The organism is Arthrobacter sp. IK3 (assembly GCF_051337705.1).
Lineage (GTDB): Bacteria > Actinomycetota > Actinomycetes > Actinomycetales > Micrococcaceae > Arthrobacter_B > Arthrobacter_B koreensis.
In genome coordinates, this window is sequence record NZ_JBPPSW010000002.1 from 244,826 (window position 1) to 267,944 (window position 23,119).

A 23,119-nucleotide genomic window follows, 5' to 3' on the forward strand; every position below is an offset into this window, starting at 1 on the left:
GCCACGAACGGGCCCACGGAAGCTATTCCGTGGGCCCGTTCCGGTTAAGCCCAGTCACGTAGGCTGGACGAGCGGCCGCCCGGACCCTGTGTCCGGCACTACCTAAGGAGCATCCATGGGCTTCAAGACCAACAGCGCACTCCGGCTTGCCGGCGGTGCCGTCTTTGACCGCGACGGCCGTCCCAAGACCCACATTGCCAGGGGCATCGAGCGGGCCGTTGAGGTCCAGCGGCCCCTGGTCCTGGCCAACATTCGGCGGCTGCAGCGCAAGCACCCGAATGCGTCGGCCGCAGAGCTGGTGAAGATCCTGGAGCACCACTACCTCGCCGCAGTCTCCGGCGGGGGAGCAGCGGTTGGCGCCACTGCGATTGTTCCGGCAGTTGGCACCGCAGCGGCCCTGGGGCTTTCAGTGGCAGCCACCGTTGGCTTCCTGGAAGCGACGGCGCTGTACGCCCAGTCCGTGGCTGAGCTGCACGGCGTGCGCCTGCAGGACCCGGACCGGTCCCGCACCGTAGTCATGGCGATCATGCTCGGCGAAGAGGGAACGGCCATGATGCAGCAGCTCAGCAAGGGCCAGCCCTGGGGGAGCGCGCTGGGCGGGGCGTCCTCGGGCATGCTCGGCAGCATCGGCTCCACTATCCGCAAGCAGTTCCTCAAGAAGATGCTCGCCCGGCAGGGATCCGTGATCGTGGGACGTGCGCTGCCCCTGGGCGTCGGTGCCGTGATTGGCGGTGCCGGCAACTACACCATGGGCCGCTCGGTGATCAAGGCTGCGCACCGGGCCTTCGGCGAAGCACCCGATAGCATTCCCGGAGAACTCGCCGCTGAAATCATGGATCTGCCGGACAGCCGCAGCAGCGAACGCAGCTAACCCGGCTGTGCGCTAGCCGAAGATGGCGTGGGCCACCGAGAAGATGGCCAGTCCTGCCAGCGAACCCACTACCGTTCCGTTGATGCGGATGAACTGCAGGTCCTTGCCCACCTGCAGCTCAATCTTCTCCGACGTCTCCTGGGCGTCCCAGCGTTCAACGGTTTCGGTGATGACGCCGGCAATATCCTTGCGGTACGTCCGCACCAGGTAGCCGGCGGCGTCGCCCACGTAGGCGTTGACCTTCGCGGCGAGTTCGGGTTCAGCCACCAGCCGGGTCCCGAAGTCCTGGACAGCAGACTTGAAGTTGGCGGTGAGCTCGCTGTCCGGGTCATCCACGGCGTTGGCCAGCGCGCCCTTGATGGTGGCCCAGGTCTGTGCCATGAGTTCCTTCACGCGGGGATCATCGAGCACCTGTTCCTTGATCCGCTCCGCCTTGGCCATGGCCCCGGGATCGTGCTGCAGGTCAGAGGCGAGGCCGCGGAGATACTCATCCAGTGAGCGGCGGACCTGGTGGTTTGGGTCGTCCTGTACGGCGTCCAGGAACCGGCCGAGCTCCACCTGTACCCGGTCTCCCACCAGGTCATCGAGGAAGCTGGGAACCCACGACGGCGACCGCTCGGCTACCAGCCGGGCCACCACCTCCGGGTTCTGGTGCACCCAGTCATTGAGGCTGTCCACCAGCAGGTCCACGAGCTGATGGTGGTGGCCCTCTTCGAAGATTCGCTCGGCCATGCGTCCCACGGGCGGACCCCAGGGAACATCCACCACGTGGCGCCGGAACATGGACTCCAGGACGTCCCGCACGGCCTCATCATCCAGGACCCTGAGAATGCCGCGGATCGCAGCTGCGCCCTCGGTGGCAACCCGCTCGGCGCCCTCGGACCGGGACAGCCAGGCACCGGCGCGCTGGGCTATGCCGATCGAATCGAGCTTGGTCTTGACCACCTCGTCGGAGAGGAAATTGTCCTCCACGAAGTCGCCGAGGGTGGCGCCAATCTGGTCCTTGTTGCGCGGAATGATCGCAGTGTGCGGGATCTTCAGGCCCAGCGGGTGCTTGAAGAGGGCCGTCACCGCGAACCAGTCGGCCAGGGCGCCCACCATTCCGCCTTCTGCGGCAGCCCGGACGTACTGCAGCCACGGATAACGGTCCTGGAGCGCGAACGCAATCACGAAGATGATGCCCAGAAGCACCAGCAGCCCGGTGGCCACCAGCTTCATGCGGCGCAGTGCCGCGGCTTTAACGGCATCCTTTTCCAGCAGCGGTGTGCTCACCGGCGCTCCTCCAGTCCCAGCTCGGTTGCGGTGCCGGTCTCCCGGTGCGCGGGAAGTCCGCGTGTGTCTCCGCACTGCCATCTAATCAGCAGCCCGGCCTCGGCGCCACGCTGCATGGGCGGCGCCTGCAGTACGGTTCAGGGGTGCTCACGTAGCGTGGAGGCCGTACCCGAGCGAAAGGCCACACGTGCAGCCCCAGATCTACGCCCACCGCGGAGCCAGCGGACAGTATGCCGAGCATACGCGGGCCGCGTACCTGCAGGCGCTCCAGGAAGGCGCGGACGGCGTCGAGTGCGATGTCCACCTCAGCTCGGACCTTCAGCCGGTCCTGCTCCACGACTCGGTGCTGGACCGCACCTCCAACGGCACCGGGCCGGTTTCCGGCTACACCCTCGAGCAGCTCCGGGGCCTGGACTTCAGCACGTGGAAGGGCGTGGACATTCCGGCGGACAGGGGCGGCGCAGCGGAGCAGTTCCTCACCCTGGACGAACTGCTGGACCTGCTCCTGGGGGCAGGACGGGATGTGGGACTGGCCGTTGAATTCAAGCAGCCGGGGCCGTTCGGCCTGAAGCTGGAGGACACCGTCCTTTCGCTCCTGGCTGCCAGGGGCTGGGATGCGGGCACGTCCCGCCTGGCCAATATCCACGTCAGCTTCATGAGCTTCAGCCCGGAGTCCGTTGCCCACCTGCGCCGCAGCGTGGAGGCACGGTTTGTGTGCCAGCTGGTGTCCGACGTCGATGCCGCGGCCATAGCGGAAGCGTCAGCGGTGCTGCCGGAAGGCAGCGACGCCCGGACGGTGCTTGAATCAGGGCTGGCCGAAGGCAAGGCACTGCTCGCTTCCGGGACAGCGGGAATCGCAGGTCCGGGCGTTGAATTCCTCCACGCGAATCCGGGGCTCGTTTCGGAGTGGGTGAAGGCCGGCCGCACGGTACGGGCCTGGACGGTGGACGAGCCCGCGGATGCGGAGTTCGCCTACGCTCTGGGAGTCCGGGAATTCACCACGAACTATCCCGCCCGGATGCGCGGCATCCTCGCCGGACTCAACCAAACCGCAGCGCCGAAGCCGTAGGCCTCACGGCAGGCCTGTGGTTGAGTGGTGCAATGGCCACTCCAATCGAGGACTACGCCCTGATTTCGGACCTCCACACCGGCGCCCTGGTGTCCCGGTCCGGAAGTATCGACTGGCTGTGCCTTCCGCGGTTCGATTCGCCGTCGGTCTTCGGCGCGCTGCTTGGCACCCAGGACCACGGGCGGTGGCTGGTAGCCCCGGAGGAGACCGGGGCCAGGGTGCTGCGCCGGGAATACCTGGAGTCCACCTTCATCCTGCAGACCCGCTGGCGCACTGACGGCGGTGAGGTACTCGTGACGGACTTCATGCCCGTGAAGGACCGGCGTGCCTCCGTAGTCCGGCGGGTGGAAGGACTGAGCGGTGCCGTGCTGATGCGGCAGGAGCTGGAAGTCCGGTTCAACTACGGAACCACGGTGCCCTGGATGCGCCGGGAGAAGGTGGACGGCGTCGAACGGCTGCTCTGCATCGCCGGGCCCAGCGCCATGGTGCTGTACGGCGGCAATATCCCGCACGGCAGCGACCACCGGCACACCGGCGAGTTCCTGGTCCGGGCAGGTGAGACCGTGGACCTGGAGCTGCTCTGGTATCCCTCGCACCGGGAGACTCCCGGGGAAGTGGACATCGACGCAGGGCTGGCCCGCACCGCCGCATACTGGCAGGGCTGGGCGGGGCTCTGCGTTGACCGGGAGCGCTACCAGCTGCCGGTCCGGCGCTCGCTGCTGGTCCTGCGGGCACTGACCCATGAGGACACCGGCGGAATCGTCGCAGCACCCACCATGTCCCTGCCGGAGGAATACGGCGGCTCCCGGAACTGGGATTACCGGTACTGCTGGCTGCGGGACGCCGCCCTGACCCTCGAAGCGATGATGACCCACGGGTACGACGCCGAAGCCGAGCACTGGCGGAACTGGCTCCTGCGGGCGGTTGCAGGAGACCCGGACGACCTTCAGATCATGTACGCCGTGGATGGAGGGCGCGAGCTGCCTGAGCGGATCCTTCCCCAGTTCCCCGGCTACGCGGGTTCGCTCCCGGTTCGGCTCGGCAACGGCGCCGTGGAGCAGTACCAGGCCGACGTCGTTGGCACGGTGATGGTGGCCCTGGCCCGGATGCGGGACAGGGGGGTGGCCGAGGACAGCTTCTCGTGGCCGCTGCAGCGTGCCCTGCTGGGTTTCCTGGAGCGGCACATGGAGGAACCGGACCATGGAATCTGGGAGGTGCGGGGAGAGCCCGGCTTCTTCACCCATTCACGGGTCATGATGTGGGCGGCATTCGACCGCGCCGCGCAGGCTGCCCGGGGAAAAGCCATGGACGGGCCGGTGGAGCTGTGGGAGGCCCTCCGCGACGGGCTGCGCAAGGAAATTATGGACCGCGGCTTCGACACTGCCCGGAACACCTTCGTCCAGAGCTACGGGTCCTGCGAGGCGGACGCGTCCCTGCTGCAGCTCACCCACGTCGGTTTCCTGGACTACAACGATCCGCGGATGCTCGGGACCGTGGCATTCCTGGAGCGGGAGCTGCTCAACGAGCAGGGGCTGCTGCTGCGCTACCGCACCGGGACAGGTGTTGACGGGCTGGAACCAGGGGAGAACCCCTTCCTGGCGTGCAGTTTCTGGCTGGTGGAGCAATACGCCTACACCGGGCGGCTGGACGAGGCGATCCGGCTGATGGACCAGCTGGTGGGCTACGCCAATGAAGTTGGGCTGCTGAGTGAGGAATATGACACAGTGAACGGGCGCATGGCGGGCAACTATCCGCAGGCCTTCTCGCATCTGGCCCTGGTCCGCGCGGCGGATGCCATCCATGCGGCGGAAGCAGAACAGCGCGTCCGTAGTGCCCAGCCCGCCAAAGAGATGGAAAGCAGCCCATGACCAACCAGAAACTCTCCGCCGCCGCCATGGCTGCCCTCCTCACCGCCAGCGCCGTCAACCATTTCCGCAACCCCGGGTTCTACGCTTCGGTGGTGCCCCGGAGCATCTGCCGGGACAAGGGAGGCCGCTTCGGGGTGCTCACGCGCAGCCAGTGGATCCAGGCCAGCGGAGCCATCGAGGCAGCCGCCGCCGGTGCGTTGCTGCTGCCCGCTACCCGGCGTGCGGCCGCCACCGGGACGGCCCTGATGTACGTGGCGTTCATCGCCGGGCACCTCAGTGCCCTTGAACGCGCCTACGGAGAACGGGGTTCGGACCGGGAGAAGCTGGTCCACACCCTGCGCCTGCCCCTGCAGCTTCCCCTCATCCGCTGGGCGTGGAGCCTGCGAAGCTAGGGCCTCCACAGCGCAGAAAAGGCTGTTCCCGTCCGGAATTCCGGACGGGAACAGCCTTTTAAGCTCCGACCTAGTTCAGGCCGGGCTGGAAGACCACCTTGATGCAGCCGTCTTCCTTCTTCTGGAACTTCTCGTAGAGTTCCGGAGCGGCCTCCAGGCCGGCCCGGTGCGTGACCAGGTCCGTGACGCCCAGCGGATCCGCGGAGTCCTCGACCAGCGGCAGCAGGTCATCGATCCAGCGCTTCACGTTGGCCTGGCCCATGCGGAAGTTCAGCTGCTTGTCGAACATGGTCATCAGCGGCATGGGGCTTGCTGTGCCGCCGTAGACGCCGCTCAGCGAAATAGTGCCGCCGCGCCGCACCGTGTCGATTGCACTGTGCAGGACGGCGAGGCGGTCGGTGCCCGCCGTTTCCATTGCCTTCTGCGCCAGGGCGTCAGGCAGCAGTCCCACCGCTGCCTGGGCGAAGGCACCGGCATGGGAACCGTGTGCCTCCATGCCCACGGCGTCCACTACCGAGTCCGGCCCGCGTCCATCGGTCATGTCGCGGAGCTGGTCGCCAAGGTCCTTGGAGAAGTCCACCACCTCGGCGCCATGGCGGGCCGCCATTTCACGGCGCTCAGCTTCCGGCTCGATGCCGATGACCCGGTAGCCCAGGTGGGTGCCGATCCGCGCGGCGAACTGGCCCACAGGGCCCAGCCCGTAGACGGCGAGGGTGCCGCCGTCGGGCACGTTGGCGTACTGCACGCCCTGCCAGGCGGTGGGAAGGATGTCGGAGAGGAAGAGGTACTTGTCATCCGGGCCCTCGGAGCTGACCTTGATGGGACCGTAGTCAGCGTGCGGAACGCGCAGGAACTCAGCCTGGCCGCCCGGAACCGAGCCGTAGAGCTCGGAGTAACCGAACAGTGCCGCTCCGGAACCCTTTTCGCGTACCTGGGTGACCTCGCACTGCGTCTGCAGCCCCTGGCGGCACATGAAGCATTTGCCGCAGGCGATCTGGAAGGGGATCACCACACGGTCGCCGCGCTTGAGGTTGGTGACGGCGCTGCCGACCTCTTCCACGATGCCCATCGGTTCATGGCCCACGATGTCCCCCGCATTCATGTAGGGGCCAAGGACCTCATAGAGGTGAAGGTCCGAGCCGCACAGTGCGGTGGAGGTGATCCGAATGATCGCATCGGTGGGTTCCTGGATCACCGGATCCGGAACTTCTTCGACGCTGACCTTCCGCTTGCCCTGCCACGTAACTGCTTTCATGCTGACCTCCTGCTGGTTGCTGAGGGATGGGTTCTCCTATCGTGCCAAATTCGTAAGCCTGCTGACAATTTTTTCGGCGCGGCGGATTTCGGCCGGCGGGTTGGAAAGGTGCCCCGGCGGTGCGGACGGGCGCTATCCCGGACGGCGGAAAACCGCAGTGCTGCGCTGCAGGAATGCCAGCTCGAAGGCCAGTTCATTGTCCAGGGGGTTCGCGTGCGCCGGCACCGGCGGAAGGCATGCGGGCAGCCGTTCCGGAATCTGCACCGACACCGTGGTGTGTCCGCCGGCAATCGGCTGTGAGGGTACTTCGTCTGCCCGGGCGAGCAGCTCGTCCAGGGCCAGCACGTCCAAATGGGAGGCGCGGGAGAGGTTCACTACCAGATGGGCGCCCAGCGCGGCGGTATGCCGAAGGATGCCGATCAGGTCGCCGCAGTTTTCCGGCACCAGGCATCCACGTACTTCGATGCAGGCGGATGAGGTCTTCGTGTCGATTCGTACCAGTACCCGCAGGGTGTGCTCCATGCCAGCTCCACGTACAAGAGAATCCGCGGCCTCTGCTTAACCTGACCTGAAATATAGCAACGGACGGCGGGCCGTGTCGCCTTCGGAGGGGCTCCTCAGCGGGAATGGACCGGTATCCGCCGGCAGGGTTGCGGTGCTCCGGTGTCCGGAGTGGTTATCAGCGTCCCGCGGCCAGCACCGTGTCCACGGTTGCCTCCGCGATCGCTTCCTCTTCATCCGTTGGGACCACCAGCACGTCGATGGCTGAATCCGCGGAACTGATCCTGCGGACCTCTTTCGAGCGCACTGCGTTGGCCTCCGGGTCAAGGCGCACATTCAGGGCTCCGAGCAGGTCCACCACCTGTGCCCTGAATTCATCGGCGTTCTCACCGATCCCGGCAGTGAAGACGATGGCCTTCGCTCCTCCCACGGCCACGTGGTAGGCGCCGATGTACTTCGCCAGCCGGTAGGCGGCTATTTCGAGGGCCAGCCGTGCCTGCTCATTGCCGGCGGCGGCCTCCTGTTCCACCTCACGCATATCTGCCGCGCCGCCCAGTGCCAGGAGCCCGGATTCCCGGTTCAGCAGGTTGTCGATGTCATCCGGACCGTAGCCCTCCCGGCCCAGGAACACCAGGATGGACGGGTCGATGTCCCCGGACCGGGTTCCCATGACCAGCCCGGCCATGGGTGTGAAGCCCATGGATGTGTCGATGCTCCGGCCGTCCTTGAGGGCCGTGACGGAAGCGCCGTTGCCCAGGTGGGCGATCACGGCGTCGAAATTTTCCACCGGCACACCCAGGAAATCCGCGGCGAGCCCGCTCACATAGTCACAGCTGGTCCCGTGGAAGCCGTAGCGGCGGATTCCGTAGCGCCGGTACAGGGACTGCGGAATGGCGTAGCGCCACGCGCGCTGGGGAAGGGTGCGGTGGAACGCCGTGTCAAAGACTGCCACCTGCGGGATATCCGGATACAGGTCGGCTACCGCGCGGATGCCCATGGCACTGGCCGGATTGTGCAGCGGAGCCAGCGGGCTGAGGCGCTCGATGGTGCGGGTGATCTCGTTGTCCACCAGGACCGGCTGGCTGAAGCGCTCGCCGCCGTGGACCACGCGGTGCCCGACGGCGTCAATGGACTTTCCGTCCAGGGCTTCCGCGACATCCCGGTGCAGCCGAACCAGTGCCTCGTGATGGTCCGGGACCTCCTGGCCGCCAATACGGTCAATGAGGCCCTTGGCCACAACCTCGCGGGTATCCGTGTCCCGCACCTGGTACTTCAGGGACGAGGATCCGGAGTTGACCACTAGAACCAGCATTTAGTCCTCCTGCGCCTGGACGGCGGTGATGGCCACTGTGTTGACGATGTCGTCGACAGTGCAGCCGCGGGAAAGGTCGTTGACCGGTTTGCGCAGTCCCTGCAGGATCGGGCCGACTGCCACCGCGCCCGCGGACTGCTGGACTGCCTTGTACGTGTTGTTGCCGGTATTCAGGTCCGGGAAGATGAACACCGTGGCCTGGCCGGCCACAGTGGATCCGGGGGCCTTGGACGCCGCTACCGAAGCGTCAACCGCGGCGTCGTACTGGATGGGACCCTCCACCGGCAGCTCCGGCCGGGCCTTGCGGACCAGTTCAGTGGCCTCGCGTACCTTCTCCACCGAGTCCCCCTTGCCGGAAGCGCCCGTGGAGTAGGAGAGCATGGCGACCCGCGGCGTAATACCGAACTGCTCAGCCGTGGCCGCGGAGGCCAGGGCAATGTCCGCGAGCTGCGCGGTGTCCGGTTCCGGATTTACCGCACAGTCGCCGTAAACCAGCACGCGGTCCTGGAGCAGCATCAGGAACACGGAGGAGACAATCTGCACGTTCTCGCGGGTGCGGATGAATTCCAGCGCCGGCCGGATGGTGTTGGCCGTGGTGTGGGCCGCGCCGGACACCATTCCGTCTACCCTGCCCAGCTTCACCATCATGGTGCCAAAGTATGCGCCCTGGAGCATACGTTCAGCGGCGTCCTCGAAGGTCACGCCCTTCCTGGCCCGCAGCTGCTGGTACTCCCGCGCGAAATCGTCCCGCATCCCGCTGGTTGCCGGGTTGATCACGGTGATTCCGCTGAGGTCAATGCCTTCGCTGGCGGCCAGCTCCCGCACTTCGTCAGCAGGCCCCAGCAGGGTCAGGGCACATACGTCGCGGCGCCGCAGGATCTCGGCCGCGCGAAGGATCCGTACGTCCAGGCCTTCGGGCAGGACAATGTGCTGCCGCTTGGTGCGGGCCCGGACAATCAGCTCGTTCAGGAACCGCAGCGGCGTCGTCTTCTCCGGGCGGGGAAGCTCCAGGCGTTCGAGCAGTTCGGCTTCGTCCACGTAGCGGGACCAGACGCCCAGCGCCGCTGCCACCTTGCGCGGCTGGCCCGTAGCGATTTCGCCGCGGACGTTGCTCACGTCCCGTGCTGCGGCATACGTGTCCGAGTCAACGGCGAAGACCGGGAACGGCGCCTGGGCCAGAAGGGCCAGGATCCCGGCCTCCAGGGGAAGGCCGCCGGTGAGGATCATGCCGCTGGGGACCGGGAACTCGGAGGAGAAGGAGGATGCCAGCGCTGCCACCATCACATCCGCCCGGTCACCGGGTGCGATCACCAGCGAGCCGTCTGCCAGCTGTCCGATGAAGTTCCCCACCGTCATCGCAGCCACCTTCACCCCGGTGACGTCGCGTTCCAGCGAACGGCTGCCGGCAATCTGCCGGGCGGTGAGCGCCCTGGCCACCTCGGAGACTGAGGGCTGGGAGATCTCGGGCAGTTCCGGCAGGACGTAGACCGGACGGTGGGAGGCCCCAGGCCGGACATGGGCACGCAGGTCATCGACGGCGTCTTCGCCGGCACGGTTCACCATGACGGCCAGCAGATCGCACTTGGCGGCGGCGAGTTCGCGGCGGGCCACGTCAACGGCGTCCGCTACCTCTTCCACGCCCAGGTCCTGGGCGTTCACCACCGCCATGACCATGGCACCGAGGTTGTTCGCAAGGCGTGCGTTGAGATCGAATTCCAGGGCGACGTCGTGCCCTGAAAGGTCCGTACCCTCCACGATCACCACGTCACAGTTCGCCGCGATTTCGCTGTAGACAGCCAGGCAGCGGGCATCCACCTCGCCGCGTTCTCCGGCAACCAGCAGCGCGCGCAGCTCCTGGCGGGTCAGCCCGCCGCGGCAGTTTGAGGTGCTCAGGTCGAAGCGGCGCTGCATCAGCCGCACCATCGGATCATTGTCGCGGTCGGTGCCCTCCACGATCGGGCGGAAGAAGCCGATCCGGTCCGCGTGCCGCTGGAGCATGTCCGCGAGGCCAAGGCTGATCAGGGACTTGCCGGATCCCGGAGTCATGGCGCTCACGTAGATTCCTCGGGCCATGGCGATGTCCGTTCTGTAGGAAGGTGCCCGCACAGACAGGCTTAATCCATACTTGCAAAGCCAACTGCACTTAGCCAGCAGCGTGCGTTTACACTTGTACCCGCGGCCTTCTAATGACCGTTCCTGGCATCCCCCACAGCAAGGACCAAAGCAAGTGAGCCTGTTCCGCACCAAGCCAATTGAGCAATCACTCGCAGACGCCGATGAGGAGGGCAGACGCCTCAAACGGTCCCTGACCACGTGGGACCTGATGATCATGGGCGTGGCCGTGGCCGTGGGCGCCGGCATCTTCTCCGTCGGAGCCAAAGCCGCCGCCCAGTTCTCCGGTCCGGCAGTCACGCTGTCCTTCATCCTTGCCGCCGTCACCTGCGCCCTGGCGATCATGTGCTACGCGGAGTTCGCCACGGCCATCCCGGTTGCCGGTTCCGCGTACGTCTTCACGTACGCCACCATGGGCGAGCTGATCGCCTGGATCATCGGCTGGAACCTCATCCTTGAACTCTTCACGGCTGCGGCCGTGATCGCCAAGTACTGGGGGATCTACCTCAGTGAGGTCTTTGGGCTGATCGGCTGGGACATTCCGCCCACCATTTCCCTCGGCCCGGTGGACATGACCTGGGGCCCGTTCCTGATCGTGGCTCTCTTCACCGTGCTGCTCGTGATGGGCACCAAGCTCTCCGCCCGCGTTGGCAACATCTTCACGCTGGTCAAGATCGGCGTCGTGCTGTTCGTGATCGTGGTCGGGTTCTTTTACATCGACTTCGAGAACTACACCCCGTTCATTCCGGATGCGGTTTCCACCGAATCTGCCGGTACCGAGGGTGTGATGGCGCAGTCGCTCTTCTCCTTCATGACCGGCGCAGCCCCGGCCCAGTACGGCGTGCTGGGTGTCTTTGCGGGTGCGGCAGTGGTGTTCTTCGCCTTCATTGGGTTCGACGTCGTTGCCACGTCCGCGGAAGAGGTCAAGAATCCCGGACGCACCCTGCCCCGCGGCATCTTCGCCGGCCTGGCCGTTGTCACCGCCCTGTACATCGGCGTCTCCCTGGCACTGACCGGCATGGTCTCCTACACCGAGCTCGCCTCGGTTGAAGCACCCAACCTGGCTACGGCCTTCAGCCTGGTGGGCAACACCGGCGCTGCGCAGGTGATCGCCATCGGCTCGCTGATCGGCCTGACCACGGTGATCATGGTGCTGCTGATGGGCCTGGCCCGCGTGGTGCTGGCCATGTCCCGCGACGGGCTGCTGCCCCGCACACTGTCCCGGACCAGTTCCAAGCACTCCACGCCGGCCCGCCTGCAGATCCTCTGCGGCGTCCTGGTGGCCCTGGTGGCCGGCTTTACGCAGGTGGATGTGCTGGAGGAAATGATCAACATCGGCACGCTCTCCGCGTTCGTGGTGGTCAGCGCCGGCGTGCTGGTGCTGCGCCGCAAGCGCCCGGACCTCAAGCCCGCCTTCCGGGTGCCGTTCGGCCCGGTGCTTCCGGTGCTGTCCACCATCCTGTGCGTGTACCTGATGACCAACCTGTCCGTTGAAACCTGGATTTACTTCCTGTTCTGGCTGGCGTTCGGCTTCCTGCTGTACTTCGTTTACGGACGGCGCCGTTCCCGGCTGAATCCGAAGAACGCCGAAGCGCTGCCGGCCGGAGGTGCCACCGCGGCCGCACCGCAGGCACCCTCGGAGCAGTAGTCCTGGTCCGCCGCGCGGCGGAACAGTTCAGGTTCGCTGCCTCCGGTGGCAGACTGGGCGCATGCTAGTAGCCTTCTCAGTTGCCCCGTCCGGTGTCGGCCCCGAAACAGGTCCCGGAGGTCCGTCCGCGGATGCCTCGGTGCACGACGCCGTTGCCGCCGCCGTCAAAATCGTCCGCCAGTCCGGCCTGCCGAACCGCACGGACGCCATGTTCACCACGATCGAAGGTGAATGGGATGAGGTCATGGATGTGATCCGCCGTGCCACCGAAGCCGTGGGCCGGTACGGAAGCCGGGTTTCCCTGGTGCTCAAGGCGGACATCCGCCCGGGGCACACCGGAGAACTCACCGGCAAGGTTGAGCGGCTGGAACAGGTGCTCGCGGCCGAGGACGAATACCGGGGCCACTCCTAGCCCCCCGCCCCCGGGACCGTCGGTGTCCCGGGGGCGTCCTGGTTGTCCGGATCTGAGACCAGCCGCCCGAAGCCTAAGCTTGAAGCATGAGCCCCACCCACCTTCCCCCGGCTGTTTCCTGATGGGCCGCCAGCGTCCCGGCAAAGGTACCCCCAGTGAAGCTTCTGCCACCGGAAACGGTCCGGTGGCAGGACGCTATGAGATCGACACCGGAACCTGCGAACTGCTCCCGGACCAGTTCTCCTCCACTGGCTGGCTGCTGAAGATCAACGGTGTGCATTCCTCTCACATCGACCTGGCCGATCCCCGTGAGCTGGATTTCGAGTACATGCGCTGGATCGCGGCCCTGGTCGAATCCCGGTTCCCCGCGGACACCAAACTCCGGGCGCTGCATCTGGGCGGGGGCGCATGCTCCATGGCGCGCTACTTCGCGGACGCCTACCCCGCTGCCCGGCAGGTCGTCGTCGAACTGGACGGAAAACTGGCCGAACTGGTGCGCGGCTGGTTCGATCTTCCGCGCGCCCCGCTGATGCGCTTGCGCGTGGGTGAAGCCCGGGAAGTCACCGAATCCCTCAGCACCGACAGCCGGGACCTGATCATCCGCGACGTCTTCGCCGGGGACCAGACCCCGGTCCCTCTCACTTCGGCCGAGTTCCTGGTCCACGCCAAGCGCGTCCTGGCGGCGGACGGCCTGTACGTGGTCAACTGCGGAGACTCACCGGACCTGTTGACTGCCCGGCGGGAAGCGGCGACGATTGCCTCCGCCTTCCGGCACACCGCCATCGTCGCGGATCCGGCGATGCTCAAGGGCAGGCGCTACGGCAACATCATCATCGCCGGTTCGGACGTTCCCTTCGCCGGGGACGCCTCGCTGCCGCGTACGCTGCTGGGCGGGGCGATGCCGGCCCACCTCTGGGACGACCCGAAAGTGCGGTCCTTCGGCCGCGGCTCAGCCGTTATCCATGATCCGGGAATGGGCGACGCCGGCAGCAGCGGAGCGCAGCAGCCCACCTGAGGTGCCTGGCGCAGGTCCACAAAAAGGTGCCCCCGCCGAACCGGCAGGGGCACCTTTCGTGGTTGCGCCAGCTGTCAGCCGGCGGGAGCCTAGGCCAGGCCGAGTGCTGCCTCGATCGGACCGACGCAGAAGAAGACGGCGAACGCCGCAGCGACGATCCACATGACGGGGTGGATTTCCCGGGCCCGTCCCTGGAACGTGCGGATGATCACGTAGGCGATGAAGCCTGCGCCCAGGCCGTTGGCGATCGAGTAGGTGAACGGCATCAGTGCGATGGTGAGGAAGGACGGGAGCGCCAGGCCGATGTCCGACCAGTCGATCTTCGCCACCTGGGTGACCATCAGGTAACCCACCACAACCAGCGCCGGGGCCACGGCCTCGAACGGCACCAGGTAGATCAGCGGCGTCAGGAACATGGCTGCAATGAACAGCAGGCCGGTGACGATCGACGCGAAGCCGGTGCGGGCCCCTTCACCGATGCCTGCGCCGGATTCGACGAAGAGCTGGTTCGAGGAGACGCTGGCACCGCCGCCGGCAATGGCACCGGCCGCGTCCACGAGCAGTACGCGCTCGACGTTGGGGATGTTGCCGTCCTTGTCGATGCTTCCGGCTTCGGTGGAAAGGCCCACCATGGTTCCCATGGCGTCGAAGAAGATGCTGAGCAGGATCACGAAGGCCAGCAGGGATGCGCCGATGATCCCCAGCTTTTCGAACGAGCCGAACAGGCTGAAGTTGCCGATCAGGGACAGATCCGGCGCACCCCACTGGGGCATGCTCGGGGTGACCAGGGACCAGCCGGTGGCAACGCCGGCACCCTGGTTACCGGGGGAGGCGACGTTCTCAATGATGACGGCCAGCACGGTGGAGGACAGGATGCCGATCAGGATCGCGCCGCGGACCTTCCGGGCCATCAGGGCAATGGTGAGGATCAGGCCAAAGGCGAACACCCGGGTGGGCCAGCCGAGCAGCGCGCCGCCGGAGCCAAGCTCTACGGGGACGGTGGTGCCGGCGGCGTCGGGCACGCGGCGCACAAAGCCGGCGTTCACGAAGCCAAGCAGTGCGATGAAGAAGCCGATGCCCACCACAATGGCGGTTTTCAGGCTGGCGGGAACTGCCCTGAAGACGGCAGTCCGGAAGCCGGTGAGCACCAGGATGAACATGGTGATACCTGCCAGGACCACCAGGCCCATGACGTCCGGCCAGGTGAGGTTCTCATTGGTGGCAACGGTCACCGCGACGAACGCGTTGACACCCAGGCCGGTTGCCATCGCGAAGGGGTGCTTGGCCCAGGCGCCCATAATGATGGTCAGCACGCCGGCGACCAGCGCCGTCGCGGCAGCGATGGCCGGTCCGCCCAGGACGTTGCCCGCACCGTCTTCCCCTCCGAGGATCAGCGGGTTCAGGACCACGATGTAGCTCATGGCGAAGAATGTGGCCAGGCCTCCCCGGATCTCCGTACCAACCGTGGAGCCCCGCTTGGAGATTTCGAAATACCGGTCCAGTCTTGAACCTTGCTTGAGCATGACTGTTTCCTCTGAGTGAGTGTTGTGCGGGAGCGGGCGAATGCCCCAGCTTCGATATTAGACCCGCACCGCCCGCAGCTTTTAATGCTGTGGCCGGCGTCGAAACATGCATGCTCCGCAGACGGGGCGGCGGGTAGGCTGGCTTTAGGAGCGCAGCCAAGGGTGGTTGTGTGCACCCCGAAGGGAGCCGATTGTGTTCGATGCTGAGTTTGAGGCGGACCCGGTCCGCTCCGGAATCGTGGTGGGAGTGGATGGCTCGGACCAGAGCATCTGCGCCCTTACCTGGGCGGCCCGGGAAGCGCGGCGCCGCGGCGTTCCGCTGCACGTGGTAACGGCCTATACCGTTCCTATCTTCGCGGCGTCGTCCATGGACGCCGGGTACACGGCCGTCGACGACGCGGTGATTCGCGACGGCGCCCGTTCCGTCCAGGAAAAAGCCCTCGCCCGGATAGCCCAGCCGGGACTCGAAGTCATCTCCCGGGTGGAGAGCGGCGACGCCGCGGCGGTGCTGCTGGAACTGTCCGAAGACGCCGAACTCATGGTGGTTGGATCCCGCGGACGCGGCGGATTCGTTGGCCGGCTGCTCGGCTCGGTATCCAGTGCCGTGCCTGCCCATGCCAAATGCCCCACGGTGATTGTTCCGCTTCGAACGGCCGGACGGCTGCCGGAATCCGGCATCTCCGCCCCGGCGGGCTCTCCGGTGGCGGATGACGTACACCAGGCCGTCGTCGTCGGCGTTGACGGTTCCGAGCAGGGGCGGGCAGCTTCCCTGGTCGCCGCCGAGCAGGCACGCAGCACGGGCCTCCCGCTGCGCATCGTCTGTGCCCTGCCGTCCTTCAGCGGTTCGCTCGCCTGGGTTCCGGCCCCGCTGGACGTCGACGCGCTGCACGCTGAGCTGATGGAACAGCTGAACGCCGGCCGGAACTGGCTGCAGAGCCACTTCCCTGACGTGGAAATGACCGTGGAGCTCGTGGACGGCCCGCCGGCCGAGGTGATGGTGGGCCGCACGGCGAACGTTGAACTCGTGGTGCTGGGCACCCGGGGACGCGGCGGATTCGCGGGCATGCTGCTGGGTTCAACCAGTCAAAGCGTGCTGCACCACGCGAAGGGCCCCGTCATGGTGGTTCCCGATTATGACGACCCCCGCCTGGCGGACCGGGCGGCCTTCGGCCCGATGGCCGAGGACTAGGAACCGGGTTTAGGCGTGCCGTTCACCCTCGTGGACGGCATGCCGCTCAGGTTCCAGCTGGAACGTGCAGTGCTCGGTGTCGAAGTGGCTGGAAAGACAGCCCGAGAGCCGGTCCAGGATGGTGTCCATCCCGTGCGGCGTGAGGTATTCCTCATCCACCACCACGTGCGCGGAGAACACCGGCACTCCGGAGGTGATGATCCAGATGTGGATGTCATGGGCGTCCTGCACGCCGTCCACCCGGACGATGTGTTCGCGGATCATCTCCACGTCCACCCCCTGCGGGGTGGCCTCGAGCAGCACGTCGATCACTTCGCGCAGCAGTGACCACGCGCGCGGCAGGATCATGGCTGCGATCAGGAACGACGCCCAGACGTCCGCCTGCTGGTAGCCGGTGAGCATGATCACGACGGCGGACACCACCACGGCCGCCGAGCCCAGCAGGTCCCCCAGGACCTCCAGGTACGCGCCGCGCACGTTCAGGCTCTCCTTTCGCCCGGAGTGCAGGATCAGCAGCGAAACCAGGTTGGCCAGTCCGCCCAGGATCGCAGCGGAGAGCATGATCCCGGTGTGCACCTCCGGAGCGTCCCCAATCCTGCGCACTGCCTCGGTGAAGATGACGACGGCGATCACGATCAGCAGCACCGCGTTGGCCAGCGCCGCCAGGACCTCTGCCCGCTGATAGCCGTAGGTGCGTTTCGCGGTGGGCGGGCGGGCAGCTATCCAGGCTGCGAGCAGCGCAATCGAAACGCCTGCGGCGTCGGAAAGCATGTGTCCGGCGTCGGCAAGCAGGGCCAGGGAACCGGAGACGAGTGCCCCGGCCGTCTGGATGACCACGACGGTAATGGTGATAAGGAAAACGGCCAGCAATTTGCGGCGGTGCCTGCCCGTGGCTGTGCCTGACGGCAGGCCATGGCTGTGGCCGGAATGATCGCCCATGCTTACAGGCTAGCTAGCCCCAGCCCAGTTCGTGCAGCCGGGCGTCGTCGATGCCGAAGTGGTGGGCTACCTCGTGGATCACGGTGATACGGATTTCGTCCACCAGCTCTTCCCTGGTTTCACACATCCGGGTCAGCGGACCGCTGAAGATGACGATCCGGTCCGGGAGCGAGCCGGCACCCCACCAGGAGTCGCGCTCGGTCAGCGGCGTGCCGTCATACAGGCCCAGCAATTCGGTTTCCGGGTCTTCGTGCGGGCCGGGACTGTACTCGTCCTCGATGAAGACGGCTACGTTGTTCATCGCCTTGGCCAGGTCCTCCGGGATGGAGTTCAGGGCATCGTCGACGGCGGCTTCGAAGTCATCGGGGCTCATCTCGATCGGCACATTTCCACTCTAGCCGGGGGTGCCCGGAACCCGATTTTGAAGATCGCGCGAGTAGGCCCTATAGTTTTATAAGTCCGCAGCCGGGAAACACGACTGAAACCGGGAAGTTTTCGGTGTCAGCCAAGTTGAAAGCTGCGTGTTCTAAGCCCCCATCGTCTAGCGGCCTAGGACACCGCCCTTTCACGGCGGCGGCACGGGTTCGAATCCCGTTGGGGGTACTCACGAGAGTGGTAATTCCACCGCTGAAAAGCTGGTAGAGTTTACACTCGTGAAAAGCAAGGCCCTGTAGCGCAGTTGGTTAGCGCGCCGCCCTGTCACGGCGGAGGTCGCGGGTTCAAGTCCCGTCAGGGTCGCTCAGATTTTCTGAAGCGATTTGGAAGATCTCGGTGATCATCTCTTCGATGATGCCCGGCTCTGTAGCTCAGTTGGTAGAGCGTTCGACTGAAAATCGAAAGGTCACCGGATCGACGCCGGTCGGAGCCACCAGCTAAAACCCCGCACTCGTGAGTGCGGGGTTTTTCTTTGTTCGAAAGCGTTCCGGTTCCTTCTTCCCTCCCGGGATCGGCTGTGGTTGCATGCTGGTGGGGGATCAAGCCGCCGGCCGGCCCGAACCCGGGCCGTCAGAGGAGCACGGATGCCCGGTTTGAAGGCCTGCCCGGGCGCACCCGGTCCGGAAGGAAAGCACCCATGAGTCCGGCGCGCGGCGGCGGACCCCGGGAAGAGCCGTTCAACAGACGGCTGGCACTGCTGCTGGCCATGGCCATGTTCGTGCTGGTGGTTGATACCTCGATCATGAATGTCTCAATCTCCGCAGTGGTGCACGACGTCGGTGCGACGGTCAGTGGCCTCCAGTCCACGATTGCCCTGGAGGCACTGGTCTCGGCGGCGTTCATCCTGATCGGGGGCAAGATCGGCGACCTTTTCGGGCGCAAGCGGGCCTATGTCACCGGGTTGGTCTGCTACGCCGCCGGAGCCGTGGCCATGACCCTGGCGCAGAGCCTGCTGCCGATAATTCTCTTCTGGGCCGTGATTGGCGGCCTCGGCGCCTCTCTGCTGCTGCCGGCAATCCAGTCCCTCATCCATGGCAACTTCGAGGGTCCGGCGCAGCAGCGGGTCTACGCGCTGGTTGGAGCCTCGGCCGCAATCGCCGCGGCGGTCGGCCCATTGCTGGGCGGGTTCATCACAACCTTCCTGTCCTGGCGGGTAGCGTTCCTGCTCGAAGCCCTTGTCATCACCGTTGTGCTGGCCGGCATTAAACTCGTACACGACGTTCCCTACGAAGGCCCGCGGACGCTTGATCTCGTTGGATCGCTGCTGTCCATCCTCGGGATGGGCGGAATCGTGCTGGGCGTTCTGGTGTGGCAGGAGGGCGGCGAGGCTGTGGGAGCGCTGCTGGCCACCGGCGCCGTCGGGCTGGGCTCGCTGGTGCTGTGGCTGCTGAGGCGCAAACGCCGGGGGAAGCCTACTCTGCTGGACCCGGACCTGTTCCGGTCCAAGCCGTTCCGCTTTGGCGCCGCCGGGCAGATGCAGCAGCAGATCGCCCTGGGCGGCACCATGATCGTGCTGCCCATCTACCTGCAGATGGTGCTCGGTTACAACGCCATGGAATCGGGGCTGTCCATTGCCCCGCTCTCGCTGACCATGTTCGCCGTCGCTCTGCTCGCTGGAAAGCGCGCCGGAAGGCGGCGTCCGGCCAGCCGCATCCGGTGGGGATTCATGCTCCTTGTCGCGGGCCTGGTGCTGCTCCTTCCAGTGATACCCCGCGCTGACTCCGGATGGTGGCTTCTGCTCCCGCTCCTCGTCGCCGGATCCGGGCTGGGCCTGCTGGTCTCCCAGCTGAACAACTACACGCTGTCTCCGATCTCCGACGAACGGGTCAGCGAGGCCGCGAGCGTGAACTCCGCTGCCGGCTCCTTTGGACTGTCCTTCGGGCTGGCCTTTGCCGGCGGGATCATGCTGGCGGCGCTGTCCCTGATCTTCACAGGTCTGTCAGAGTCCAGCACGGTGCTGCCGGACGACGAAAAGCAGCAGGTTGCCCGGGTACTGGAGGACGACGCGCAGCTCCTGAGCGATATCCAGCTCCAGGAACTGCTGCAGGGCCAGCCGGAAGAGAGCCAGGCCGAGATCCTCCGCATCAATACGGAGGCGCGGCCGGCCGCCCTGCAGATTGCGCTTGGCATCCCGATCCTCGCCGGTGGCCTGGGACTGCTGGTGTCCTTCAGGATGCGGAAGCTTTCGGAAACGGAACCCTCCTCCGGCGGCGGAACTGTCCTGGCCTGATCCAGCCGCGCCGTCCACGGCTGGGCAAGGAACCCTTCCCATCCCTGCCGTTCCCGGATTCACTGGGACCCCAACTACGTGGAGGTCAACGATGATTCCAAGCAGTGAAGCGTTCCAGTGGGACTCAGTCAGCCCGCATGAGAACGAAGAGCTGAGCGAGGCCCAGTGCTGGTCCCTGCTGGGCGGCCAGGAGACCGGCAGGATAGCGTTCCTGCAGGACGGGAGGCTCCTGGTCTTCCCGGTGAACTACCTGGTACATGAGAAGAACGTGTATTTCCGCACCAGCGAAAGCAGCGGGCTGGCGCTCCTGCCCGGAGACCTGAACACTTCCTTCCAGGTCGATTCGCACGATGGCGATGCCATGGCGGGCTGGTCCGTCCTGGTCAGCGGGCCCGCCAACGCCGTCCGGGACGATTCGCTGCTGACCAGGCTCTGGGGTATGCGCAGCGCCGCACCCTACGGAGGCGGGCAGCGGAACCTGTTCGTGGGAATCGATCCGACCCAGGTGACCGGCCGCCGCGTCCGCATGGGCTGAGGTCGGCCTCCCTGCCCAATTCCGCAGGTGAGGGGATAGGCTTGGCTTTTATGGAAGATGCCCAGATCACACCGGGAAACGGTCCTGCCGCTGCCGAAAACCAGCCATTGAGCCCCGCGCCGGCCGGTTCGGGTGCAGTCTCCCCGCCGCCCGGTCCCGGCCCAAAGCCCGCATCGGCCCCTATGCAGCCGCATGTTCCGCCGGTCCCGGGAGGAGCCGCTGCAAACCCGTCAGGATCCGCTTCCGCTGAAGAGCCCGGCGGCCGGACGTCCATCGCCGAGCAGGCCGTGGCCAAGGTGGCGGCCATTGCAGCACGCGCAGTTCCGGGCGTCCACACCCTGGGTACCGGCGCCGGACGTACGCTGGGCGCGGTGCGGGACGCCGTCGCGGGCTCCGACAGCAGCGCTACTGCCGGGGTGAATGTTGAGGTGGGCGAGACCGAGGCCGCCGTGGACATCACCCTGGTGGCCGACTACGGAATCCCGCTGACCGGGCTGGCCGACTCCGTGCGCTCAGCCGTCTACGCCGCCGTGGAGGACCTGGTGGGCCTGAATGTCGTGGAGGTCAACGTGTCCGTCGCGGACGTGCATGTTCCGGAGGCACTGGATCCCCGGGCTGCCAAACGCCCGGCCGGGGGCCAGGACTGAGCATGCGGAACCTTCCGGGCTTCGACAGACCAACTAATGCGGATTCCTCCCCGCGGGGGACGACGGGTAAGGCAGGAACAATGAAACCGACAGTCGTGGGCATGGCCGTAGGTGCCGTACTGGCTTTCACCGCTCTACTCTTCGATTTTTGGGGTTTCCTGCTGATGGCACTCTTTATTGCCGTCGGTGCCTTCCTTGGCCGCGCAGCCGAGGGCAAGGTCGACTTCCGCAGCGTCCGGGACGCGCTCACCGGGCGCCGTTCGTCCTCATGAGCACTGCCGTTGTTCCGGGGGAGGCCAAACCCCTCACCGCTCCGCCGCTGGCCGGGCATAACCGGATTAGCACCCAGGCGCTGACCAGCACCGCGCAGGCCGTGGCGGCTGAACACTTCGGGGTGGCCGCCTCGGCGGTGCGTGTCACCTGGAGCGATGACCAGGGGCTGCTGGCGCTGTCGCTGGCGCTGCCGGTCACCATGCCCCCGCTGGAAGCCGTCGTAAAGGATCCCGGGCTGGTGGCCCGGACCGGCGGTTCGGTGTGGGACCGTGCCCATGCGGCCAAACCCGTGCTGCTGGAACGCATCACCTACCTCACCGGTTCAATCCTCTCCCTCGTGGATATCCGGGTCACCGGAATCCGGGTCCAGGAAGGGAGCCGGGTGAAATGAGCGAGACCACTGCCGCCCCGCCAACCGAGGGGTCGACCGCCCGGATCGTCCGCCGGGAAACCCACGCGGCGCGAACCGTTCCCGTAGTGATTGCAGCCGTCCTGGGCATCCTGTTCTGCCTGTACGTCCTGCTCGAATCGGTGCTGCAGTCCCTGGGGCAGGATGAATGGCTGATCGATCCGCCGACGTTTGCGCACTGGCTCGCAGGCCTGCCGCGCGACGCCGACCCCCTGATGCTCGGTCTAGCCGGGGCCCTGATCTTCCTTGCCGGGCTCTGGTTCTTCCTGATGGCAGTGCTGCCCGGACGCCGGGCGCGCTATTCGCTGCCCAACCCGCGCGCCGCCGTCGTCGTGGATGCCGAAGTCCTCGCTTCCTCGCTGGCCCGCCGTGCCCGCCTAACCGCGGGAGTCACCTCCGAGCAGGTCCTGGTGACCGTCGGCCGGACGCGTGTTGAGGTGCGGGTCCGCCCCACGTCCGGAATCCCGGTCGATTCGGAGGCTGTGCGGGCAGCCGTGGAGGATGAGCTGGCGCTCACCGGACTCCAGCCGCAGCCGGCAGTCAGCGTGCTCGTCTCAACCGTGGGGGCGATCGGACAGTGAACCGGACACCACGTTCCCTCAACCGGATCCTCCTGGGCATCGGCGGAGTGCTGCTGCTTGTCCTCGGAGGCGGGCTCGTGCTGCTGAGCGTGGACCCCGCCGCCGCACGCTGGTGGCAGGACACCGCGCCGGGCATCCTGGCCGACGGCGGACGCCTGCTCAGCGACACAGCTATTCCCGGGCAGCGCCAAAGCTGGCTCTGGCCCGCTCTTGCCCTGGCCATGGTGGTCTGCGCCGTCCTGCTGGTGCTGTGGATTGCCGCGCAGGGCCGCGGACGGGCAGACACGCTGGTTGCCGAATATGACGACGACGGCGCGCCCGGCCGCATTTCCATCAGCGGCTCGGTGCCTGAGCAGGCACTGCGCGAAGCCCTGCTGAAGGATCCGGATGTCACATCAGTGGGAGTCAGCACCTGGGCGCTGGTGGACGGCAACGGGCTGCGGGTGCGGATCGTGCCGCGGCAGGGCGCCGCACCGCATCTCGTGGCGGCGGACGCCACCAACCTGGTGGATGCCCTCGACGCGGCGCTGGGCCGCAGCTCAACAGTGCTGATCAGCCTGGAAGCCGGGCGCCGGTACCGGCTCGGCCGGGAAGAACGGGTCCGCTGACCCTCTACTGAAGGGGAGCCTTC

General features: G+C 66.4%; 23 protein-coding genes and 3 tRNA genes. 18 read left to right on the forward strand and 8 right to left on the reverse strand.

Going from position 1 to position 23,119, the window contains the following annotated elements:
• The first annotated feature begins 115 nt into the window (after window positions 1–115).
• Entirely contained in the window at window positions 116–871 is a 756-nt protein-coding gene (locus ACSLGO_RS03830; RefSeq protein ID WP_436399966.1) for a hypothetical protein, read from the forward strand.
• A 12-nt stretch (window positions 872–883) separates the two neighbouring features.
• Here ACSLGO_RS03830 and ACSLGO_RS03835 read toward each other — a convergent pair whose 3' ends face one another.
• Window positions 884–2,089 (reverse strand): DUF445 domain-containing protein, encoded by a 1,206-nt coding sequence (locus ACSLGO_RS03835; RefSeq protein WP_436400019.1) that lies wholly within the window; start codon window positions 2,087–2,089, stop codon window positions 884–886.
• 241 nt (window positions 2,090–2,330) lie between these two features.
• On the opposite strand from ACSLGO_RS03835, the gene ACSLGO_RS03840 reads away from it, so the two are divergent.
• Genes ACSLGO_RS03840 through ACSLGO_RS03850 form a run of 3 tightly spaced genes read left to right on the forward strand, consistent with a single transcriptional unit; the run spans window position 2,331 to window position 5,472 of the window.
• Window positions 2,331–3,212, forward strand: a complete 882-nt coding sequence (locus tag ACSLGO_RS03840) for a glycerophosphodiester phosphodiesterase (protein WP_436399968.1) — start codon at window positions 2,331–2,333, stop codon at window positions 3,210–3,212.
• A 14-nt stretch (window positions 3,213–3,226) separates the two neighbouring features.
• Window positions 3,227–5,080, forward strand: a complete 1,854-nt coding sequence (locus tag ACSLGO_RS03845) for a glycoside hydrolase family 15 protein (protein WP_325786343.1) — start codon at window positions 3,227–3,229, stop codon at window positions 5,078–5,080.
• Window positions 5,077–5,472 (forward strand): hypothetical protein, encoded by a 396-nt coding sequence (locus ACSLGO_RS03850; protein WP_091600754.1) that lies wholly within the window; start codon window positions 5,077–5,079, stop codon window positions 5,470–5,472. The genes ACSLGO_RS03845 and ACSLGO_RS03850 overlap by 4 nt, the downstream gene beginning before the upstream one ends.
• A gap of 70 nt (window positions 5,473–5,542) precedes the next feature.
• Here the strand turns inward: ACSLGO_RS03850 and ACSLGO_RS03855 are convergent, their stop codons facing one another.
• From ACSLGO_RS03855 to pta, 4 genes are all read right to left on the reverse strand, one after another.
• Window positions 5,543–6,727, reverse strand: coding sequence for a zinc-dependent alcohol dehydrogenase (locus ACSLGO_RS03855; RefSeq protein WP_263127981.1), 1,185 nt, complete (start codon window positions 6,725–6,727; stop codon window positions 5,543–5,545).
• A 132-nt stretch (window positions 6,728–6,859) separates the two neighbouring features.
• Window positions 6,860–7,249 (reverse strand): hypothetical protein, encoded by a 390-nt coding sequence (locus tag ACSLGO_RS03860; RefSeq protein WP_263127982.1) that lies wholly within the window; start codon window positions 7,247–7,249, stop codon window positions 6,860–6,862.
• A 157-nt stretch (window positions 7,250–7,406) separates the two neighbouring features.
• On the reverse strand, window positions 7,407–8,540 hold the full coding sequence (locus ACSLGO_RS03865; RefSeq protein WP_263127983.1) for an acetate/propionate family kinase: 1,134 nt from the start codon (window positions 8,538–8,540) through the stop codon (window positions 7,407–7,409).
• Window positions 8,541–10,613, reverse strand: a complete 2,073-nt coding sequence (gene pta, locus ACSLGO_RS03870; protein WP_436399970.1) for a phosphate acetyltransferase — start codon at window positions 10,611–10,613, stop codon at window positions 8,541–8,543.
• Between the two features lie 154 nt (window positions 10,614–10,767).
• On the opposite strand from pta, the gene ACSLGO_RS03875 reads away from it, so the two are divergent.
• The 3 genes from ACSLGO_RS03875 (at window position 10,768) to ACSLGO_RS03885 (ending at window position 13,727) form a co-directional block, all read left to right on the forward strand.
• Window positions 10,768–12,300: an amino acid permease gene (locus ACSLGO_RS03875; RefSeq protein WP_091600749.1), complete on the forward strand. Its 1,533-nt coding sequence runs from the start codon at window positions 10,768–10,770 to the stop codon at window positions 12,298–12,300.
• Window positions 12,301–12,361: 61 nt separating this feature from the next.
• The gene (locus ACSLGO_RS03880) at window positions 12,362–12,712 is read left to right on the forward strand and encodes a thiamine-binding protein (protein WP_091600748.1); all 351 of its coding nucleotides are present in this window, start codon (window positions 12,362–12,364) and stop codon (window positions 12,710–12,712) included.
• 121 nt (window positions 12,713–12,833) lie between these two features.
• The gene (locus ACSLGO_RS03885; RefSeq protein WP_091600747.1) at window positions 12,834–13,727 is read left to right on the forward strand and encodes a spermidine synthase; all 894 of its coding nucleotides are present in this window, start codon (window positions 12,834–12,836) and stop codon (window positions 13,725–13,727) included.
• Between the two features lie 89 nt (window positions 13,728–13,816).
• On the opposite strand, the gene ACSLGO_RS03890 is transcribed toward ACSLGO_RS03885, so the two are convergent.
• Complete coding sequence (locus tag ACSLGO_RS03890; protein WP_436399972.1) at window positions 13,817–15,250, reverse strand: NCS2 family permease; 1,434 nt, start codon at window positions 15,248–15,250, stop codon at window positions 13,817–13,819.
• A 193-nt stretch (window positions 15,251–15,443) separates the two neighbouring features.
• On the opposite strand from ACSLGO_RS03890, the gene ACSLGO_RS03895 reads away from it, so the two are divergent.
• The gene (locus ACSLGO_RS03895; RefSeq protein ID WP_436399974.1) at window positions 15,444–16,439 is read left to right on the forward strand and encodes a universal stress protein; all 996 of its coding nucleotides are present in this window, start codon (window positions 15,444–15,446) and stop codon (window positions 16,437–16,439) included.
• 9 nt (window positions 16,440–16,448) lie between these two features.
• Here the strand turns inward: ACSLGO_RS03895 and ACSLGO_RS03900 are convergent, their stop codons facing one another.
• Together ACSLGO_RS03900 and ACSLGO_RS03905 are read right to left on the reverse strand one after the other, a co-directional pair.
• Window positions 16,449–17,378 carry a cation diffusion facilitator family transporter gene (locus tag ACSLGO_RS03900; RefSeq protein WP_436399975.1) on the reverse strand — a complete coding sequence of 310 codons (930 nt, stop codon included), beginning with the start codon at window positions 17,376–17,378 and terminating at the stop codon, window positions 16,449–16,451.
• Window positions 17,379–17,391: 13 nt separating this feature from the next.
• The gene (locus ACSLGO_RS03905; RefSeq protein WP_325786341.1) at window positions 17,392–17,751 is read right to left on the reverse strand and encodes a metallopeptidase family protein; all 360 of its coding nucleotides are present in this window, start codon (window positions 17,749–17,751) and stop codon (window positions 17,392–17,394) included.
• 157 nt (window positions 17,752–17,908) lie between these two features.
• On the opposite strand from ACSLGO_RS03905, the gene ACSLGO_RS03910 reads away from it, so the two are divergent.
• From ACSLGO_RS03910 to ACSLGO_RS03955, 10 genes are all read left to right on the forward strand, one after another.
• A tRNA-Glu gene (locus tag ACSLGO_RS03910) sits at window positions 17,909–17,981 on the forward strand.
• 61 nt (window positions 17,982–18,042) lie between these two features.
• Window positions 18,043–18,116, forward strand: a tRNA-Asp gene (locus ACSLGO_RS03915).
• 57 nt (window positions 18,117–18,173) lie between these two features.
• A tRNA-Phe gene (locus ACSLGO_RS03920) sits at window positions 18,174–18,249 on the forward strand.
• A 201-nt stretch (window positions 18,250–18,450) separates the two neighbouring features.
• On the forward strand, window positions 18,451–20,043 hold the full coding sequence (locus ACSLGO_RS03925) for an MFS transporter (protein WP_433122649.1): 1,593 nt from the start codon (window positions 18,451–18,453) through the stop codon (window positions 20,041–20,043).
• Between the two features lie 91 nt (window positions 20,044–20,134).
• A complete protein-coding gene (locus ACSLGO_RS03930) occupies window positions 20,135–20,578 on the forward strand; it encodes a pyridoxamine 5'-phosphate oxidase family protein (RefSeq protein WP_091600741.1) in 444 nt (147 codons plus the stop codon).
• Between the two features lie 182 nt (window positions 20,579–20,760).
• Complete coding sequence (locus tag ACSLGO_RS03935; RefSeq protein ID WP_091600740.1) at window positions 20,761–21,225, forward strand: Asp23/Gls24 family envelope stress response protein; 465 nt, start codon at window positions 20,761–20,763, stop codon at window positions 21,223–21,225.
• A gap of 80 nt (window positions 21,226–21,305) precedes the next feature.
• Window positions 21,306–21,497, forward strand: a complete 192-nt coding sequence (locus tag ACSLGO_RS03940) for a DUF2273 domain-containing protein (protein WP_055242076.1) — start codon at window positions 21,306–21,308, stop codon at window positions 21,495–21,497.
• A complete protein-coding gene (locus tag ACSLGO_RS03945; protein WP_091600739.1) occupies window positions 21,494–21,889 on the forward strand; it encodes a hypothetical protein in 396 nt (131 codons plus the stop codon). Before ACSLGO_RS03940 ends, ACSLGO_RS03945 begins: the two co-directional genes overlap by 4 nt.
• A complete protein-coding gene (locus ACSLGO_RS03950; protein ID WP_325786130.1) occupies window positions 21,886–22,488 on the forward strand; it encodes a DUF6286 domain-containing protein in 603 nt (200 codons plus the stop codon). Before ACSLGO_RS03945 ends, ACSLGO_RS03950 begins: the two co-directional genes overlap by 4 nt.
• Entirely contained in the window at window positions 22,485–23,096 is a 612-nt protein-coding gene (locus tag ACSLGO_RS03955; RefSeq protein WP_152274159.1) for a hypothetical protein, read from the forward strand. The genes ACSLGO_RS03950 and ACSLGO_RS03955 overlap by 4 nt, the downstream gene beginning before the upstream one ends.
• Window positions 23,097–23,119 lie beyond the last annotated feature (23 nt).

What these genes read in the sequence shown, in the direction of transcription:
- ACSLGO_RS03830 (WP_436399966.1), top strand. Translation starts at nt 116, where the DNA reads ATGGGCTTCAAGACCAACAGCGCACTCCGGCTTGCCGGCGGTGCCGTC.
- ACSLGO_RS03835 (WP_436400019.1), bottom strand. Translation starts at nt 2,089, where the DNA reads ATGAAGCTGGTGGCCACCGGGCTGCTGGTGCTTCTGGGCATCATCTTC.
- ACSLGO_RS03850 (WP_091600754.1), top strand. Translation starts at nt 5,077, where the DNA reads ATGACCAACCAGAAACTCTCCGCCGCCGCCATGGCTGCCCTCCTCACC.
- ACSLGO_RS03855 (WP_263127981.1), bottom strand. Translation starts at nt 6,727, where the DNA reads ATGAAAGCAGTTACGTGGCAGGGCAAGCGGAAGGTCAGCGTCGAAGAA.
- ACSLGO_RS03860 (WP_263127982.1), bottom strand. Translation starts at nt 7,249, where the DNA reads ATGGAGCACACCCTGCGGGTACTGGTACGAATCGACACGAAGACCTCA.
- ACSLGO_RS03865 (WP_263127983.1), bottom strand. Translation starts at nt 8,540, where the DNA reads ATGCTGGTTCTAGTGGTCAACTCCGGATCCTCGTCCCTGAAGTACCAG.
- pta (WP_436399970.1), bottom strand. Translation starts at nt 10,613, where the DNA reads ATGGCCCGAGGAATCTACGTGAGCGCCATGACTCCGGGATCCGGCAAG.
- ACSLGO_RS03880 (WP_091600748.1), top strand. Translation starts at nt 12,362, where the DNA reads ATGCTAGTAGCCTTCTCAGTTGCCCCGTCCGGTGTCGGCCCCGAAACA.
- ACSLGO_RS03885 (WP_091600747.1), top strand. Translation starts at nt 12,834, where the DNA reads ATGGGCCGCCAGCGTCCCGGCAAAGGTACCCCCAGTGAAGCTTCTGCC.
- ACSLGO_RS03890 (WP_436399972.1), bottom strand. Translation starts at nt 15,250, where the DNA reads ATGCTCAAGCAAGGTTCAAGACTGGACCGGTATTTCGAAATCTCCAAG.
- ACSLGO_RS03900 (WP_436399975.1), bottom strand. Translation starts at nt 17,378, where the DNA reads ATGGGCGATCATTCCGGCCACAGCCATGGCCTGCCGTCAGGCACAGCC.
- ACSLGO_RS03905 (WP_325786341.1), bottom strand. Translation starts at nt 17,751, where the DNA reads ATGAGCCCCGATGACTTCGAAGCCGCCGTCGACGATGCCCTGAACTCC.
- ACSLGO_RS03925 (WP_433122649.1), top strand. Translation starts at nt 18,451, where the DNA reads ATGAGTCCGGCGCGCGGCGGCGGACCCCGGGAAGAGCCGTTCAACAGA.
- ACSLGO_RS03930 (WP_091600741.1), top strand. Translation starts at nt 20,135, where the DNA reads ATGATTCCAAGCAGTGAAGCGTTCCAGTGGGACTCAGTCAGCCCGCAT.
- ACSLGO_RS03935 (WP_091600740.1), top strand. Translation starts at nt 20,761, where the DNA reads ATGCAGCCGCATGTTCCGCCGGTCCCGGGAGGAGCCGCTGCAAACCCG.
- ACSLGO_RS03940 (WP_055242076.1), top strand. Translation starts at nt 21,306, where the DNA reads ATGAAACCGACAGTCGTGGGCATGGCCGTAGGTGCCGTACTGGCTTTC.
- ACSLGO_RS03945 (WP_091600739.1), top strand. Translation starts at nt 21,494, where the DNA reads ATGAGCACTGCCGTTGTTCCGGGGGAGGCCAAACCCCTCACCGCTCCG.
- ACSLGO_RS03950 (WP_325786130.1), top strand. Translation starts at nt 21,886, where the DNA reads ATGAGCGAGACCACTGCCGCCCCGCCAACCGAGGGGTCGACCGCCCGG.